Source organism: Sphingobium sp. V4 (genome assembly GCF_029590555.1).
GTDB lineage: Bacteria > Pseudomonadota > Alphaproteobacteria > Sphingomonadales > Sphingomonadaceae > Sphingobium.
In genome coordinates this window covers 389,760-407,532 of the sequence record NZ_CP081001.1, presented here as the reverse complement: position 1 = coordinate 407,532, position 17,773 = coordinate 389,760, and the positions used below count along the sequence as shown (strand labels likewise).

At 65.2% G+C, this 17,773-nt stretch carries 15 protein-coding genes; 12 read left to right on the top strand and 3 right to left on the bottom strand.

Annotation, left to right across the window (positions count from 1 at the left end):
- Positions 1-42: 42 nt before the first annotated feature.
- The 11 genes from K3M67_RS02105 to K3M67_RS02055 all read left to right on the top strand — a co-directional run bounded on the left by K3M67_RS02105 (position 43) and on the right by K3M67_RS02055 (position 10,587).
- Positions 43-408, top strand: a complete 366-nt coding sequence (locus K3M67_RS02105; RefSeq protein ID WP_285832129.1) for a PRC-barrel domain-containing protein — start codon at positions 43-45, stop codon at positions 406-408.
- A 178-nt stretch (positions 409-586) separates the two neighbouring features.
- Positions 587-1,255 carry an RBBP9/YdeN family alpha/beta hydrolase gene (locus tag K3M67_RS02100; RefSeq protein WP_285832128.1) on the top strand — a complete coding sequence of 223 codons (669 nt, stop codon included), beginning with the start codon at positions 587-589 and terminating at the stop codon, positions 1,253-1,255.
- A 95-nt stretch (positions 1,256-1,350) separates the two neighbouring features.
- Positions 1,351-1,539: a YezD family protein gene (locus K3M67_RS02095; RefSeq protein WP_066860195.1), complete on the top strand. Its 189-nt coding sequence runs from the start codon at positions 1,351-1,353 to the stop codon at positions 1,537-1,539.
- 174 nt (positions 1,540-1,713) lie between these two features.
- Complete coding sequence (locus K3M67_RS02090) at positions 1,714-4,134, top strand: TonB-dependent receptor (protein WP_285832127.1); 2,421 nt, start codon at positions 1,714-1,716, stop codon at positions 4,132-4,134.
- Between the two features lie 157 nt (positions 4,135-4,291).
- On the top strand, positions 4,292-5,164 hold the full coding sequence (gene panB, locus K3M67_RS02085; protein ID WP_066860201.1) for a 3-methyl-2-oxobutanoate hydroxymethyltransferase: 873 nt from the start codon (positions 4,292-4,294) through the stop codon (positions 5,162-5,164).
- A 75-nt stretch (positions 5,165-5,239) separates the two neighbouring features.
- Positions 5,240-5,938, top strand: coding sequence for a tetratricopeptide repeat protein (locus K3M67_RS02080; RefSeq protein WP_285832126.1), 699 nt, complete (start codon positions 5,240-5,242; stop codon positions 5,936-5,938).
- Between the two features lie 8 nt (positions 5,939-5,946).
- Positions 5,947-7,296, top strand: coding sequence for an outer membrane protein assembly factor BamB family protein (locus K3M67_RS02075; RefSeq protein ID WP_066860206.1), 1,350 nt, complete (start codon positions 5,947-5,949; stop codon positions 7,294-7,296).
- A 127-nt stretch (positions 7,297-7,423) separates the two neighbouring features.
- Positions 7,424-8,791, top strand: a complete 1,368-nt coding sequence (gene der, locus K3M67_RS02070; RefSeq protein WP_066860209.1) for a ribosome biogenesis GTPase Der — start codon at positions 7,424-7,426, stop codon at positions 8,789-8,791.
- Entirely contained in the window at positions 8,778-8,999 is a 222-nt protein-coding gene (locus tag K3M67_RS02065) for a sulfurtransferase TusA family protein (RefSeq protein ID WP_285832125.1), read from the top strand. Before der ends, K3M67_RS02065 begins: the two co-directional genes overlap by 14 nt.
- An 89-nt stretch (positions 9,000-9,088) precedes the next feature.
- Positions 9,089-9,529 carry an Hpt domain-containing protein gene (locus tag K3M67_RS02060; RefSeq protein WP_066860569.1) on the top strand — a complete coding sequence of 147 codons (441 nt, stop codon included), beginning with the start codon at positions 9,089-9,091 and terminating at the stop codon, positions 9,527-9,529.
- 44 nt (positions 9,530-9,573) lie between these two features.
- The gene (locus tag K3M67_RS02055) at positions 9,574-10,587 is read left to right on the top strand and encodes an LLM class flavin-dependent oxidoreductase (RefSeq protein WP_285832124.1); all 1,014 of its coding nucleotides are present in this window, start codon (positions 9,574-9,576) and stop codon (positions 10,585-10,587) included.
- Here K3M67_RS02055 and K3M67_RS02050 read toward each other — a convergent pair.
- Positions 10,574-11,656, bottom strand: coding sequence for an acyltransferase family protein (locus K3M67_RS02050; protein ID WP_066860214.1), 1,083 nt, complete (start codon positions 11,654-11,656; stop codon positions 10,574-10,576). The genes K3M67_RS02055 and K3M67_RS02050 overlap by 14 nt on opposite strands.
- 207 nt (positions 11,657-11,863) lie before the next feature.
- Here K3M67_RS02050 and K3M67_RS02045 point away from each other — a divergent pair, with 207 nt between their 5' ends.
- On the top strand, positions 11,864-13,519 hold the full coding sequence (locus tag K3M67_RS02045) for an ATP-binding protein (protein ID WP_066860216.1): 1,656 nt from the start codon (positions 11,864-11,866) through the stop codon (positions 13,517-13,519).
- 7 nt (positions 13,520-13,526) lie between these two features.
- Here K3M67_RS02045 and K3M67_RS02040 read toward each other — a convergent pair whose 3' ends face one another.
- The gene (locus K3M67_RS02040) at positions 13,527-14,978 is read right to left on the bottom strand and encodes an MATE family efflux transporter (RefSeq protein WP_285832123.1); all 1,452 of its coding nucleotides are present in this window, start codon (positions 14,976-14,978) and stop codon (positions 13,527-13,529) included.
- 93 nt (positions 14,979-15,071) lie between these two features.
- Entirely contained in the window at positions 15,072-17,771 is a 2,700-nt protein-coding gene (locus K3M67_RS02035; RefSeq protein WP_285832122.1) for a valine--tRNA ligase, read from the bottom strand.
- Positions 17,772-17,773: the final 2 nt, after the last annotated feature.

Here is a 17,773-nt window from a genome sequence, read left to right as displayed (position 1 = left end):
ATGGTTGCGATAGAATAGAGAAATTCATGCAGGAGAGTGACAATGAATGACCTGACGATGGAAAATCGCAGCGACCTGATCGCATCCGACCGGGTCGAAGGCACCGCCGTCTACAACCGCCAGGGCGAAAGGCTGGGCAAGATTTCCAATTTCATGGTGGAAAAGCGCAGCGGGCAGGTGCGCTATGCGGTCCTGTCCTTTGGCGGGTTCCTGGGCATGGGGCATGACCATTATCCGCTGCCCTGGTCGATGCTGACCTATGATGTCGACAAGGGCGGCTATGTGGTCGACCTGGACAAGAAGCTGCTCGACGATGCACCCCGTCACATGGCCGATGAACGGCCCGATTATGACGATGGCTATGGCCGCAACGTCTATCAATATTATGGCCTGATCTACCCCTGGTAAGGCAGGCGGACGGCCCCAAGAAAGGGGCGCGCGATCCGCGGATCGCGCGCCCCTTTTTCCATTGCGGCAGGTCGCCCTCCGATCGCCCATATTTCGACACATTTTGTCGCTTGCCATTTGTCTACTCTAAAAATAGAGTTATCTCGGTCCTCGAAAACGAGGATGAGGAGAATCCATCATGGACCGATTCGGACATACGAGCAGGACAAGGCCACCGGTCGTTCTGACCGTTCCGGGCCTCAACAATAGCGGTCCGGGCCATTGGCAGACCAATTGGGAAACGACGCGCGGCGACTGCGAGCGGGTCGACCTCGGCCGCTGGTCCAGCCCTAACCGCAACGCCTGGGTCACGCGGCTCGATGCCGCGATCCGAGAGATTGACGGGCCGGTGATCCTGGCCGCCCACAGTCTGGGCTGCATCACGGTCGCCTGGTGGGGCGCGCTTCAGAGCCAGGCCTATGGCTGGCCTGTGACGGGCGCCCTGTTGGTTGCCCCGCCCGATTGCGACCGGGTCGAAACCCCCGACATGATCGGCAATTTCGGCCCGGTGCCACGGTCGCAACTCCCCTTCCCGTCAATCCTCGTGGCGAGCCGGGACGATCCCTATATCTTCTTCGAACGGGCGCACAGCATGGGCAAATATTGGGGCAGCCAGTTCGTCGATGCGGGATATTGCGGCCACATCAACGCCGATTCCGGACTGGGCGACTGGCAATTCGGCCAATCGCTGCTCGACCGACTGATCGATGACGCGCAGACCCGCGCGGCGAGCGCCGATCCGGGCCTGCCCGCCATCCGTCCCACGGCGGCTCGCCGCGGGACGCAGGAGATGCACGTTCAGGGCTAAGCTTTCCGGGTGGGACAAGACAAACTTGCCCGCCCCCTATTTTTCTTTCTTTGTCTACTTTTTGAGTTGAGATAATAGACCGCCAAGAGGTGTCCATGACTGAACAACGACCGATCGACTATCGCAACGGACGCGCCGAAGCGCCCCGGATCGACATTATCGCCAGCATCGAAAAGGTCCGCGACGTGCTGCAGGATCTGCGCTTCGGATCGATCACGCTGACCGTCCATGACGCGCGCGTGGTGCAGATCGACGTGACCGAAAAAACGCGCCTGACCGCCTGAAGGCGGCACGGGGGCAAGATATTCCAGGGGGGCCGCAAAGAAACGGCTCATGCGGCTTGAAGGGGGTGAGCCGCATCGCAAGACGCCTGTCATTCCCGTAAAGACCAACGGCTTTGACCGGACCACCGGAAATGCCGCGATCATCAACCACCGGACAGCCGGAAGGGGACTATCATGATTGCGCGTTTCCTGTTGCTCGCGAGCGTCGCGAGCGCATCCTTGACCATACCTGCCGCTCACGCGCAGGAAGCCACGCCACAACAGGCCGAAAACGACATTGTCGGCGGCGCCATCGTCGTCACGGCGCGCCGCCGTGCGGAAGAATTGCAGGACGTGCCACTCTCCGTCTCGGTGCTTAACAGCGAAGCGATCGAGCAGACCGGCAGCTACAATATACAGCGGCTGACGCAGTTGCAGCCGACGCTGCAATTCTACTCCACCAACCCGCGCAACAGCTCGATCAACATCCGCGGTATCGGCGCTCCGCTGGGCCTCACCAATGACGGCATCGAGCAGGGCGTCGGCATCTATATCGACCAGGTCTATTATAACCGCGTCGCCGCCGCGACGCTGGACTTCGTCGACATCGAGCAGGTGGAAGTGCTGCGCGGCCCGCAAGGCACGCTCTATGGCAAGAACACTACCGCCGGCGCGATCAACATCACGACCCGCGCACCCAGTTTCAGCTATGAGGGCAAGGCCGAGATTTCGGTCGGCAATCTCAATTTCAAGCAGGCCAAGGCGACCGTGTCCGGCCCGATCACCGACCGCCTTGCCATCCGCATCGGCGCGTCCGTCACCGACCGCCAGGGCACGATCTACAATGTCGCGTCGAACCAGCATGTGAACAGCCAGGATTTCCTGGGCCTCAAGGGCTCGCTGCTCTGGAAGGCGACCGACACTCTGAACATCACCCTGGCGGGCGACTATAATCTCCAGAATCCGGTCTGCTGCGCGCAGATCTACGCCGGCTATGGCTCCACCCAGCGCGCCGCGAATCGCCAGTATCCGGCGCTGACCGCATCGCTCGGCTATCAGGTGCCCAGCACCAACCCCTATGACCGGCTGACCGACCTCGACGCGCAGCTGAAGGCCCGCAACGAGATGGGCGGCGCATCGCTGCGCGCCGAATGGGATCTGGGCGGGGGCACGCTGACATCCGTCTCCGCCTATCGCTACTGGGACTGGCAACCGTCCAACGACCGCGACTTCACCGGTCTCGACGTCACCACCAGGTCGCAGAACCCGACCCAGCAGAAGCAATGGACGCAGGAACTGCGCTATGCGCAGGAAGGGGAGACGATCGACTTCGTGGTCGGCGCCTTCGGCTTCCACCAGACGATCCACACCACCGGCAGCCAGGTCCAGGGCGCGGACGCCAGCGCCTGGCTGCTCAACCCGACCAGTTCGCTGTCGCGCAACCCGGCCGTGCTGAACGGGCTTACCGCCGAGAATGACATTCGCCTCAAGAATACCAGCGCCGCGCTGTTCGGCCAGTTGACCTGGCATGTCACCGATCGTCTCAGCCTCCAGCCGGGCTTGCGCCTCAACTATGACAAGAAGAAGGGCAGCTATGATTCGGTCGTGACCGGCACAGCGTCCAACGGCACGCGCCAGCTCGTCACCTTCGCCAGCACCGATCCCTGGATCGTCGCGCAGCGCGGTGTGCTGGCGCCCCAGTCGTTCGAGGCCAGTTTCAGCGACTGGAACCTGTCCTACGACTTCACCGCCGCCTATGAATTCAGCGACGATGTGATGGGCTATGCCACCTATTCGCGGGCATTCAAGTCGGGCGGCATCAACCTTAACGGCGTGCCGCTCGACGCTGCGGGCAATCCGCAACTCGACGTCGCGACGGTGAAGCCGGAAAAGGTCAATCATTTCGAAATCGGCCTCAAGACCCAGTTCTGGGACAAGCGGGCGACGCTCAACCTCACCGGCTTCTGGACCGAGATCGAGGATTATCAGGCGATCGTGAACAATGGCCAGAACAGCGTGCTGCGCGGCTATCTCGCCAATGCGGACAAGGTGCGGGTGCGCGGCATCGAGGCCGATTTCTCGATCCGCCCGTCCGATCGCGTCAACGCCTATGTCAGCGGCGCCTACACCGATCCCAAATATCGCAAGTTCACCAACGCCCCCTGCCCGCCCGAACTGTCCGGCGGCAATAGCGGGGCAACGCCGGGCGCGCCGGGCGTGCCGGGCGCGGTCAGCCCGGCTGTCTGCGATATTTCCGGCCAGCTGCTGCCCGGCATCTCGAAATATTCGCTGTCCTATGGCGTCGAATTCAACGTGCCGACCGCGTTGCTGGGTGGCGAAGGGCAATTCTATATCGGCTGGGACGGCAGCTACCGATCGACCTTCTCGTCCAACGCCTCGCGCTCCGTCTACATGGACATCAAGGGCTACAGCCTCAACAATCTGCGCCTCGGCTTCCGCAACAGCGACGGGCTGAACGTCTATGGCTGGGTCCGCAACATCTTCGACCAGAATTATATGGAAGTGCTGGCGACGACGCCGGGCAACACCGGCCTGATCGCCGGCCAGCCAGGCGACCCGCGCACCTATGGCCTGACGCTCAAGGTCGATTTCTGAGGGCTCACCCCCGTGGGCGCGGCTTGCCGCGCCCACAAACTGGAACAACGGGCACGGCTTGCCGCGCCCACAACCCGCAAAGGTCGGGAGCGGCATATCCGCGCCGCGCCCCCTTCCGATATTTGCGCCCCGCCCCTTGCTGGGGTAGAGCGCCTCCATGTCCACGACCTTCACGATCGACACCGCGACCAGCCGCGCCAATCCCACGCCCGCGCCGATGAAGCGCCTGACCGTGCCCGCCATCCAGCGACGCAAGTTCGAAGGGAAGACGGACACGCCGCTGGTGATGCTGACGGCCTATACCGCGCGGCAGGCGCAGTTGCTCGATCCGCACTGCGACATGCTGCTGGTCGGCGATTCGCTGGGCCAGGTGATCTATGGGCTGCCATCGACCCTGCCGGTCACGCTCGACATGATGATCGCCCATGGCGCGGCAGTGGTGCGCGGCAGCTATCACAGCGTCGTCATCGTCGACATGCCCTTCGGCAGCTATGAGGCATCGCCCGCCCAGGCGTTCGCCAGCGCCAGCCGGATCATGGCCGAAACCGGCGCCGCCGCCGTCAAGCTGGAAGGCGGCGAAGCCATGGCGGATACGATCCGCTTCCTCAGCCAGCGCGGCATCCCGGTGATGGCCCATATCGGCCTGACCCCCCAGGCGGTGAACGCGTTGGGCGGTTATGGTGCGCGCGGCAAGAGCCAGGAAGAACATGCCAAGATATTGGGCGACGCCCGCGCCGTGGCCGCCGCCGGCGCCTTTTCCATGGTCGTCGAAGGCGTGATGGAGGAACTGGCGGACATCATCACCGCCAGCGTCGACGTGCCGGTGATCGGCATTGGCGCATCGGCCCGCTGCGACGGGCAGGTGCTGGTGGCGGAGGACATGCTGGGCATGTTCGAACGGGTGCCGCGCTTCGTGAAGCGGTATGACAATATCGCCGAAACGATCAGCAATGCCGCCGAGCGCTATGCCGCGGACGTGCGCAGCCGCGCCTTTCCGACCGACGAACAGGTCTACCGGCCCAAAATATGATTTGCCTGTGGCATAAGCGCCGCTATTGATCGCGCCTTCCGGCAGAGATTTCTGCTGCATTTCTCGGAGATTCCCGTGGCACTTACGCCGCAAAACAGCGAAGCCTTCATGCGCGAAGTCGACGAGGCGGTCCGCCAGGACCAGCTTCTGACCTTCTGGCAGCGCTATGGCCGTGCCCTGCTGGTCGTCATCGTCCTTGGCCTCGCGGCATTTGGCGGCTGGCTCTACTGGCAGCATTACAGCAAGATCCAGTCGGAAGCCGTGTCCGAACAGATGGACGCCGTGCTGACCGCCGCAGCCGGGGGCGGCACGCCCGACGCCAGGCAGTTGGACGCCCTGACCAAGGCCAGCCAGCCGGGCTATCGCGCATCGGCCCTGCTGACGAAGGCCGGTGCCGCCGCGCGCAAGGGCGATGCCAAGGGCGCGATCGCCGTCTACAGCGCCATGGCGGCCGACACCGGCCTCGATCAGCCCTATCGCGACCTGGCACTGATCCGCCAGACCGCGCTGGAATATGACAGCCTCAAGCCCCAGCAGGTGGTGGACCGGCTGAAGCCGCTGGCGGTCGAGGGCGCGCCCTGGTTCGGCAGCGCGGGCGAACTGGTCGCCATCGCCTATATGAAAATGGGCAAGACCGACCTGGCCGGGCCGATGTTCGCCGCCATGGCGAAGGACGCCAATGTGCCGCAATCGATCCGTTCACGCGCCCGTCAGATGGCGGGCGTCATGGGTATCGACGCGGTCGAGATTCCGGCTGAGCCGAGCGAAGGATAAGCGAGCAGATGGTGAGCATGAAGAGCCTGGCGCCGGTTGGGCGCACCGTGACCATCGCGGCGATGATCGCGTTGCTCGCGGGCTGCGGCATCGTCGGCGGCAAGAAGGGGGGCCCCAAGACCCCGGTGGTGGGCAACCGCGTCTCGATCCTGACCAACGAACAGGGTGTCGAGGTCGAACCGTCGCTGGCCGACGTGCCGGTCAGCCTGCCTGCCCCCTATGTCAACGAAAGCTGGTCGCAGCCGGGCGGTGATCCGTCCAAGGCGATGGGCCATGTCTCGCTCGGCGGCTCGCCCACCCAGGTCTGGACCACCTCGATCGAGGGCAGTTCGCCCCAGGCCCGGCTCGCCGCGTCGCCGGTCGTGGCCGGCGGCAAGCTGTTCGTGACCGATGCCGGCGCGCATGTCATCGCCCTGGATGCCGCAAGCGGCGCGAAATTGTGGCAGACCAACCTCCCTTCGGAGGGCAAGGGCAACGGCCGCACCCTGTTCGGCGGCGGCGTCAGCGTCCTGGGCGACCGGGTGTTCGCCAGCACCGGCCTTGGCGACGTGTTCGCGCTGAATGCGGCCGATGGCGCCATCGTGTGGAAAAAGCATCCCGGCGGCCCGCTGCGCGGCGCACCGACGCTGGAAAATGGCCATGTCTACGTCATGGGCCAGGACAACCAGATCTTCGCGCTCAACCAGAGCGACGGCGAAACCCAGTGGACCGACAGCGGCACGTTGCAGGTGACGGGCATTTTCGGCGTCGCCGCGCCCGCCGCCGCGCAGGGGACGGTGATCGCGGGCTACAGCTCGGGCGAAATCACCGCCTATCGCTATGAAAATGGTCGCAGCCTGTGGGGCGATGCGCTGTCGCGCACCAGCATCTCGACGGCGGTCGCCACGCTGACCGACATCGACGCCGATCCGGTGATCGATCGCGGCCGCGTCTTCGCCATCGGCCAGGGCGGCCGCATGGCCAGCTATGAACTCACCAGCGGCCAGCGCCTCTGGGAAATCAACATCGCCGGCATCTCGACCCCTGCGGTCGTGGGCGAATGGGTGTTCGCCGTTACCAGCGACGCCCGGCTGCTTTGCGTCGCGCGCGCCACCGGCAAGATCCGCTGGGTCAGCCAGCTGCGCCGCTGGCAGAAGGAAAAGAAGAAGGACAAGGCGATCCGCTGGACCGGCCCGGTGCTGGCCGGCAACCGGCTGATCGTGGTGTCGACGCGCGGCGAAATGGTCTATGTCGACCCGACGACGGGCGCCGTCCAGTCGAGCGTGGACATGGACCGGTCGATGTCGCTCTCCCCCATCGTCGCCAACAATATGCTCTATGTGCTGGCCGACGATGGAAAATTGACGGCGTTCCGCTAAGAACGACAAACATGCTAAGCGTGCTCCTGCGAAGGCGGGGGGCCGGTTCCGGCAAACGGACCGGGCTCCCGCCTTCGCAGGAGCACTGCTTTTATCGCAGACTATGATTTTGGAAGGAATGCGGGCCATGCTGCCCACGGTAGCGATCGTCGGACGTCCCAATGTGGGCAAGTCCACCCTGTTCAACCGGCTGGTCGGCAAGAAGCTGGCGCTGGTCGACGACCAGCCCGGCGTGACCCGCGACCGGCGCGAGGGCGAGGCGCACCTGCTGGGCCTCGACTTCACCATCATCGACACCGCCGGCTATGAGGATGAAGACCCCCAGTCCCTGCCCGGCCGGATGCGGATGCAGACCCAGGCGGCGGTCGAGAATTGCGACGTCGCCCTGTTCCTGATCGATTCGCGCGCGGGCATCACCCCGCTGGACGAGGAAATCGCCCGCTGGCTGCGCGAAGGCGACGCCCCCGTCGTGCTCGTCGCCAACAAGGCGGAGGGCAAGGCGGCCGAACCTGGCGTCATGGAGGCCTTCAGCCTGGGACTGGGCGAACCCATCCCCTTTTCCGCCGAACATGGCCAGGGCATGGCCGATCTGTTCCAGGCGCTGCTCCCGCATCTGGAGCGGGAAGATGGCGAGGAATATGAGAAGGAATTTTACGAGGATGACGAGAGCGCGCCGCTCAAGCTCGCCATCGTCGGCCGGCCCAATGCCGGCAAGTCCACGCTCATCAACAGGCTGCTGGGCGAAAACCGGCTGCTGACAGGCCCGGAAGCGGGCATCACCCGCGACAGCATCGCCGTCGACTGGAGCTGGACGAGCCGGGAGGGCGTCGAGCGCCCCGTCCGCCTGATCGACACGGCCGGGATGCGCAAGCGCGCCAAGGTGCAGGACAAGCTGGAAAAGCTGGCGGTTTCGGACGGCCTGAACGCGGTGAACTTTGCCGAAGTCGTGGTGCTGCTGCTCGATTCGACCCGCGGCCTCGAAGCCCAGGATCTCCGCATCGCCGACAAGGTGCTGGAGGAAGGCCGCGCCCTCGTCATCGCGCTCAACAAATGGGACACGGTGGAAAATGGCTCGGCCCTCTATCAGGGCATCAAGCAGGCGCTGTCCGATGGCCTCGCGCAGGTGCGCGGCGTGCCGATCATGACCGTGTCCGCGGCGACCGGCAAGGGGCTGGACGACCTGATCCATGTCGCCTTCGAAACCCGCACCGCCTGGTCCCAGCGCATCTCGACCGGCGTGCTGAACCGCTGGTTCGAACGCGCGCTGGAGGCCAATCCGCCCCCCGCACCGGGCGGCAAGCGGATCAAGCTGCGCTACATCACCCAGAACAAGACGCGCCCGCCGACATTCGTGCTGTTCGGCACCCGGCTCGACGAACTCCCCGAAAGCTATCGCCGCTATCTGGTGAACGGCATCCGCAAGGAACTCGGTTTCGGCGCGGTGCCGGTGCGGCTGACGCTGCGCAGCGCCAAGAATCCCTATGGCACCAAGTGACGGCGACGCGCTGACCGTGAACGCCAGGGGCATGAAATGTCCCTGGCCCGCGCTGCGCGCCGCCCGCGCGATGCGGGACCGGAACGCCATCATCATCGAAGCGGACGATCCGATCGCCCCGGCCGAACTGGCCGCGCTGGCGCAGCAGCAGCAATGGACTTTCGCGGCGCTGGGCGATCATCGTTTTTCGCTGCGCCGGCCGATCTGACGCCTGCAATCCATTGCCTTCGGGCGCGCCCTTAACCCGCTGTTTACGCGCGAAGCCTATTCTGGTTTGGCATGAAAGGGAGTGGCGTCGTGCCTCATCAACAGACCGAACTGGTGAACTGGGCCGAATTTGCCAAGACGCGCGGCGAACTTGGCACGGCCTTCCTGCGCATCCTGGGCTATTTCCGCGAGGACGGCGTGAAGTCGATCAACGCCATCGAGGAATCCTTTCGCGCCCTCAATGCCGCCGCGCTTGTCACGCCAGCCCACACGCTGAAGGGTGAATCCGCGCAGTTCGGCGCCTATCGCCTCAGCGCCATGGCCGAAGAGATCGAAATGACCGCCCGGCGCTGCGTCGAAACTCGCGAAGGACCGGACGAACTGATCGAGACAGTGGTCGCCTTGCGCCCCTGCTTCACCGAGACGATGGCGCTGCTTGATCGCGATGCCAATCCGCTGGTCGCCCGGCGTCCCGCCAGTTTCGGCCGCCGCGTCGAGGCGCCCGTACAGGGTTTCGGCCGCGCCGGCTGAATTTAGTATTGAAATGAAACCAATCATGCCCCCATATGACGGGCATGACGCGCTTCTCCCTGCTCGACCTGGTTCCCGTCCGCGAAGGCGATGATGTCGCCACCGCGCTCGCCAACGCGGCCGATCTCGCCGCCCATGCCGAAATGCTGGGCTATCACCGCTTCTGGGTCGCCGAACATCATGGCATGGCGGGCATCGCATCTGCGGCCACCTCGGTCGTCCTGGCCCATATCGGCCATGCCACGTCCAGCATACGCATCGGCGCGGGCGGCATCATGCTGCCCAATCACGCGCCGCTGCTGATTGCCGAACAGTTCGGCACGCTGGAGGCGCTCTTTCCCGGCCGCGTGGACCTGGGCCTGGGCCGCGCGCCGGGGTCCGATCAGCGGGTCGCGCAGGCGATCCGGCGCAATCTGGCCGGCGGCCCCGACCAGTTCCCGCGCGACGTAATGGAATTGCAGGCCTTTTTCGCGGGCGACGAGCGTCTCGGCATCCAGGCGACACCCGGCGCGGGCGCGGATGTCCCGATCTGGATCCTCGGCTCCAGCCTTTATGGGGCGCAGCTCGCCGCCGCGCTCGGTCTGCCCTACGCCTTCGCCTCCCACTTCGCGCCCGCCGCGCTGGACGAGGCGATCGCGGTCTATCGGCGCGATTTCCGTCCCTCGGCGCAGCTGAAATATCCCTATGTGATGGCCGGCTACAATGTCTTCGCCGCCGACGATGCGGGGGAGGCGCAATTGCTGGCCAGCTCGATGCAGCAAGCCTTCGTGCGCCTGCGCACCGGCCAGCCCGGCAAGCTCCAGCCGCCGGTACCCGGCTATCTCGACAGCCTGCCCGTGCAGGCGCAGGCCATGCTGGCCGACGTCCTGAGCGTGTCCAGCATCGGCATCCAGGCCGATGTCGAACGGGACATCGCCGCCTTCCTGCGCCGCACCCAGGCCGACGAACTGATCCTTACCGGGCAGATATTCGATCCCGCCGCCCGCAAGCGCAGCTTCGCCATCGCCATGGCGGCAGCGCAGGCCGTGGCCGGGCGCGAACCCGTCAGCGCCGCCTGAGCCGCCCTCCGCTCAGGATGAAGGCGGCGCCTGGCGCGATCCGGCGCAGTACCGATCCGATCAGGATCACCGCCGCCAGCACGATCAGCGGCTGGGCGATCAGGTAGAGCGGGTAAAATGGCGATCCCATCGGACCGAACAGCGCGCCCAGCACCGGCCCGCCGAGCCAGATCAGGATGAGGTGCGAACAAAAGAGAAAGAAGGCGTAGCGTTCGATCCGGAGCAACAATCCTCGCGCCGCCGTTCCCGCCAATGACCAGGCCAACCGCCAGAAGGCGACCGCTGCCGCGATCCGCACCACCAGGTCGAGGCTGCGCTGGGCCAGCGGCCATTCGCCATCACCCAGGCTGACGGCCCGATAGAGTTGCATCCCCATCAGCAGCGCGAAGGGCAGGACGGCCAGCATCACGGGCAGCCGCGCCGCCCTCTCCTCGATCGCGTGGCGACGGACCAGAATGCCCAGCGTGAAGAAGAGGAGGATCGACGCGCGCATCAGCACCGGCGGACCCAGCCCCGCAATATGCGCCGCCGCCGCCGCGATGGCGACCAGCCAGAGCATCCGGTCGGGAACGCGCACCAGGATCGGCGCGGCGACCATGCACAGGAACAGGTCGCGCAGGAAGGGCATCTGCACATTGATGTCGGGATTGCGCGTCAGAATGATGATCTCGTCCACCAGCCACCAGACCGACTGGGGCTGCGGCGCCGACAGGCCCAGCAGCCGCGCCGCGCCCGACACGAACAGTATCCCCAGCATGTTCCAAAGGATCATCGGCAGCAATATCGTCCGCGCCTTGCGCAGCACATGGTGCGGCCAGTCACGCGTTCGCCCCGACCCCGCCACCAGCCAGCCGGAGATCAGGCCGAGCAGCGGCACTGCGCTGCGACCGAATATCTCCATCAGCGTCCAGCGCAGCACATCCTGTCCGCTGCCCCGCAAAGCCGCCAGGGTCTCGCCGTTGAGGCCCGTCCAGGCATGGACATAGACCACCCCCAGGATGCAGATGACACGGGCTATGGCGATCGCGTCGGAGCGGCGCGCTCCATGGACCGGTATCGTTTCGGGCAAGCAGACATCCTGACTGTGGCGACGGATGAATGTCCAGCCTTGATCTATGTTCCCCCGTCCGGGACCATCCGTGCCGGACCTGCCACCAATGGCGTGACAGGCACCGGCAGGTCCGCGCCGGGCGGATAAGCCTAAATTTACCTCTGCCCTGTATTCGATGTCTGTTCACCGGACATGCGTTCCGGTTTCAGGGACGATCATAGGCTTATGACCCAGATGCCGGCCGCACATGAATTCTCCGTCGCCACCGCCGCAGCAGAGGCCGACGTGGCCCAATCCATGGGCATGGTGTTCCAGATCGCCGGTTCCAGCTCCAAGGTGCTGATCGACGCCCAGCGCCTTGCCGTTCTGGGACAGGATGCCGATCCCTGCATCGCCATGGCGGGCCAGGTCGGCAGCCAGGTCAAGATGCGGGTCGGCAAGAGCTGGCTGATCGCCAGCGTCCGCGGCCTGTCCCTCGACCAGGCGAGCAAGAGCATCGTCGCGGACATCGATTTCCTGGGCGAAGGCGACGAGGAAAAGCTGACCGGGCGCATCTATCGCTTCCGGCGCGGCGTGACCCGCTACCCGACGCCCGGCACCGACATTTTTCCCGTGTCCAGCCGCGACATGCAGCAAATCTATGCCGCCGACGATCGGCCCCATGTCCAGATCGGGACCGTCTATCCCACCAGCGACACGCGCGCGGCCCTCTATGTCGATTCGATGCTGGGCAAGCATTTCGCGCTGCTCGGCTCCACCGGCACCGGCAAGTCGACCAGCGCCGCGCTGATCCTCCACCGCATCTGCGACCTGTCGCCGCAGGGCCATATCGTCATGGTCGATCCCCATGGCGAATATGGCGCCGCCTTCGCCGGCAATGGCGCGGTCTATGACGTCAACAATCTCGCCCTCCCCTATTGGCTGATGAATTTCGAGGAACATTGCGAGGTGTTCGTGACGTCGCAGGGGGCGGATCGCACCGTGGACAGCGACATCCTCGCCAAATGCCTGCTCGCGGCGCGATCGAAGAACCGGCTTGCCGAAAGCATCGGCCGGCTGACGGTCGATTCCCCGATCCCCTATCTTCTGTCCGACCTGACCACCATCCTCCAGAACGAGATGGGCAAGCTCGACAAGGGCACCAATTCGCTGCCCTATATGCGGCTCAAGACCAAGATCGACGAGATCAAGGCCGATCCCCGCTACAGCTTCATGTTCTCCGGCATGTTGGTCGCCGACACGATGCAGGCCTTCCTCGCCAAGATTTTCCGCCTGCCCGCCAACGGCAAGCCGATCTCGATCATCGACGTGTCGGCCATGCCATCCGACATCACCTCCGTGGTGGTATCCGTCCTGTCACGGCTGGTGTTCGACTATGCCATCTGGGCGCGCGACGAGCCGCAGCGGCCCATCCTGCTGGTCTGCGAAGAGGCGCATCGCTACATCCCCAACACCACCTCCGGCTCGGGCCAGGCGGTGCGCAAGATTTTGGAGCGCATCGCCAAGGAAGGCCGCAAATATGGCGTGTCGCTGGGCCTCATCACCCAGCGTCCGTCGGACCTTGCCGAAGGCGTGCTGTCGCAATGCGGCACGATCATCTCGATGCGCCTCAACAACGACCGCGACCAGGCGTTCGTGAAGGCCGCCATGCCCGAAGGCGCGCGCGGCTTCCTCGATTCGATCCCCGCCCTGCGCAATCGCGAGGCGATCATCTGCGGCGAAGGCGTCGCCGTGCCGATCCGCGTCGCGCTCGACAATCTGGAGGAGCATCGCCGCCCCGCGTCGAGCGACCCGAGCTTCACCGAACTGTGGCGTCAGGCGGGCGGCGAACCGGATATTCTCGATCGCACCATTACCCGCTGGCGCAGCCAGGGGCGGTAGGACCGCATCAGCCGGTGGGCGCGATCCGCCCGGCCGGCTCGGCCTCGCTGTTCACCGCCTCGCGGCATTCCTCCTCATGCACCGGGGCCAGCAGCTTGGCCTTGCGCCATCCGCCCTGCGCATAGACGAGGAAGGCGAGCAGCAGCGACATGAACGACCCGGCCGGGAAGCTGAACCACAGCGCATCGACGCCGATCCCCGGATAGGCCAGCCAGTAAAAGCCCAGCCGCACCGCGAACAGGGTGAAGATCAGGATCAGCAGCGGCGCCACCACGACGCCATTGGCGCGCATCACCCCGAACAGGATCATGGTGCAGCCGAAGGCGATGAAGCTCCAGCTCACCCGCAGCTGCATATGCCAGGCCTCGGCGATCGCCGCGCCATTATCGCCCAGGAACAGCGCCAGCAGGGGTTCGTGGAAGGCCAGCATCACCGCGACCATCGTGCCGGTGATGAGCAGCTGATAGCCGATGCCATAGCCGGCGATGCGGCTGATCCGGTCCCAGCGGCCGGCGCCGACATTCTGCGCCGCCATGGCACTGACCGCCGCGCCCATCGCCATGGCGGGCATCTGGAGATAGGTCCACAGCTGCTGCGACGCGCCATAGGCCGCCGTCACCAGCAGCCCTTCGCGGTTGACGAGGCCGATCATGACGAGCCCCGACGCCGACATCACGATCATCTGCAACCCCATCGGCAATCCCTTGCCCAGCAGCACGCGCATCTGGTCGGCGGCGGGGCGCAGATAGCGCAGTTCCGGCCCCCGCAGCCGCAGCGGCAGATCCTTGGCATAGGTATAGGCGATGATCCCGATCAGGCTGACGAAGCCGGCCGCCGCCGTCGCCGCCGCCGACCCGGCGATGCCCATGGCCGGGACCGGCCCCAGCCCCAGGATCAGCACCGGATTGAGCACCAGGTCCACGGCCACGCTGACGATCATGAAGATCAGCGGCGTCCGCGCGTCGCCGACGCCCCGCAGGCCCATCATCATCATGACGCTCAGCAGGCTGGCGGGCATGGCCACGAAGATTACGCGCAGATAGACCAGCGCCATGTCGAAGGCTTGCGGAGGCGTGGCAAGCAGGCGCAGCAGCGCGGGCGCGCCGATCCACCCGGCGGTCGCGACCACCAGCGCCAGCCCCATGCAGAATCCCACCGCCGATCCGAAGGCGCGCCGCGCCGCGTCGACATCGCGCCGGCCCATCGACTGGCCGATCATCACCGTCGACGCCATGCCGAAGCCAAAGACGATCGAGAACATCAGGAACATGATGATATTGGCGTTCGCTGTCGCCGCGAGCGCCTGCGCGCCCAGGAAACGGCCCACCCAGATGGCGTTGATCGACCCGTTCAGCGACTGGAGGATATTGGACGCCAACGTGGGAATGGCGAACAGCATCAGCGTGGACGCGATCGGCCCCTGCGTCAGGTCTTTCGCGCCCGTCTTGCCTGCTGCCATAGACCATCCCCCCAACCCGATGTTGCCCCGGCCATTCCTGTCCCCGTTCGGCCCCTCGACAGGCTCGGGGCGAACGGAGTGGGGTTTAACTGCTTAACCCAGCCGGTCCAGCGCCGCCTTCAGCCTTTCCGCCTCGGCGGTTTTTTCACCATGGTCCTCGCGTGCCTTGGAGACGGCTTCCGGCTTGGCCTTCTCGACGAAGCTGGGGTTCGACAGGCGCCCGCCCAGCGAATCCCGCTCCTTCTCCGCCGCGGCCAGCGCCTTGGCCAGCCGGGTCTTTTCCGCCGCGATGTCGATCACGCCTTCCAGCGGCAGGATGAAGGTCGCTTCATCCACCACGATCTGCGCCGCGCCGCCCGCCGGCGGCTCACCGAAGGTCAGGCTTTCGACGCGGCTAAGCCGCGCCAGCGCCACGCCCTGACGATCGAGGCGGCGCTGCGTCGCTTCCGCCGCATCGCGCACGACCATGGGCAGCTTGGCGCCCGGCGGGACATTGAGTTCGGTCCGCGCGGTGCGGATCGCGCTCACCAGCCGGATCAGCCAGTCGATCTCCGCTTGCGCATCGGTATCGACGGCGGCGAGCGCCTGCGGCCAGCGCGCCACGATCAGCTCGTTCGCGCGCTCGCCGGTCAGATGCCATAACTCTTCGGTTATGAAAGGCATGAAGGGGTGGAGCATCACCAAAATCTGGTCGAACGCCCAGCCCGCGACGGCGCGCGTCTCGTCATCCATCGCGCCCTTGGTCAGTTCGATATACCAGTCGCAAAACTGGTCCCAGACGAAATGATAGATGGCGTTGGCGGCCGCGTCGAAACGCAGTTCGATCATCGCCGCGTCGATCGCCTGCACGGTCGCGACCGTTTCGGCGATGATCCAGCGGTTGACCGGCAGAGCGGCGTGCGGCGCTTCATGCGTGGTCGATGCGGTAACGCCGTTCGACTGAAGGAAGCGCGCGGCGTTCCACAGCTTCGTCGCGAAGTTGCGATAACCCTCGACCCGCTTCTCATCCATCTTCACGTCGCGGCCTTGGCTTTCCATCGCCGCCATGAAGAAGCGCAGCGCATCCGCGCCGAACTTGTCGATCAGGCCCAGCGGATCGACGACATTGCCCTTGGACTTGGACATTTTCTGTCCGTCCGCCGCGCGGACGAGGCCGTGGAGATAGAGCTTGCGCCACGGCACATCACCCATGAACTCCATCCCCTGCATCGCCATGCGCGCATCCCAGAAGAAGAGGATGTCGAAGCCGGAGATCAGCAGATCATTGGGGTAATGGCGCGACAGCTTCTCGCTCTGCTCCGGCCAGCCCAGCGTGCCGAAGGGCCAGAGGGCGGAGGAGAACCAGGTGTCGAGAACGTCGGGATCGCGGGTCAGCACCTTGTTGCCGGCCAACGCCTGCGCTTCGGCCTCGGTTTCGGCGACATAACTGTTGCCGTCCGCGTCGAACCACGCCGGGATCTGATGCCCCCACCACAGCTGGCGCGAGACGCACCAGGGCTGGATATTCTCCATCCAGTTGAAGAAGGTCTTTTCCCACGTCTTGGGGACGATCTCGATCGCGCCGTCGCGCACGGCCTGCATCGGCGCGACGGCCAGCTTTTCCGCGTCGACATACCATTGATCGGTCAGCCACGGCTCGATCACCACGTTGGAGCGGTCGCCAAACGGCGTCTGGATCGTGCGCGGCTCGAAATCGGCCGAGACCTCCTCGCCTTCCTTGTTCTTCGTGACATGGGGGACGAGGAAGCCGAGTTCCTTCATCTCCGCCACCACGGCTTCACGCGCGCCGTCCACGCCATCCTTCTTGAAGCGGTGCAGCCCCAGGAAGCGATCGGGGATCAGGCCGTCGGCGGTCTGGACGACATTGGCGTCGGCGTCGAACATGTTGAGCATTTCGCCGGCCTTCAGCCCGGCGCGCTTGCCCACCTCGAAATCGTTGAAATCATGCCCCGGCGTGATCTTGACCGCGCCCGATCCCAGTTCCGGGTCGGCATAATCGTCGCCCACGATCCGCAGCCGCCGTCCGGTGATCGGCTGGAGGATGTCCTTGCCGATCACGCTCTGATAGCGCGGGTCTTCGGGATGGACAGCGACCGCCATGTCGGCAAGCATGGTTTCAGGGCGCGTGGTCGCGACCACGATATGGTCGCTGCCGTCAGCCAGCGTCACGCCGTCGGCCAGCGGATAGCGGAAGCGCCAGAAGCCGCCCTTGGTCTCGACCGTCTCGACCTCCAGATCGGAAATGGCCGACCGGAAATGCGGGTCCCAGTTCACCAGCCGCTTGTCGCGATAGAGCAGGCCGCGCTTGTGCAGTTCCACGAAGGTCTTGACGACCGCCCTGGAAAAACCCTCGTCCATGGTGAAACGCTCGTTGGCCCAGTCCATCGAGCAGCCCAGCCGCCGCAGCTGGCGCGTAATCGCGCCGCCGCTCTCGGCCTTCCATTCCCACACCTTGGCAACGAATTCGTCGCGGGTGAAATCGGTGCGCTTCTGCTGCTGCGCGTTGAGCTGGCGCTCGACCACCATCTGCGTCGCGATGCCGGCATGGTCGGTGCCGACCACCCAGAGCGCATCCTTGCCGCGCAGCCGCTCGTAACGGATCACGATGTCCTGCAATGTATTGTCCAGCGCATGGCCGATATGCAGGCTGCCCGTGACGTTGGGCGGCGGGTTCACGATGGTGAAGGGCGTCGCGTCCGGGCGTTCGGGGCGGAACAGGCCTTTTTCCTCCCAATGGGCGTACCAGTGGGATTCGATTGTCGCGGGGTCGAAGGTCTTGGGCAGCTCGGTCATGG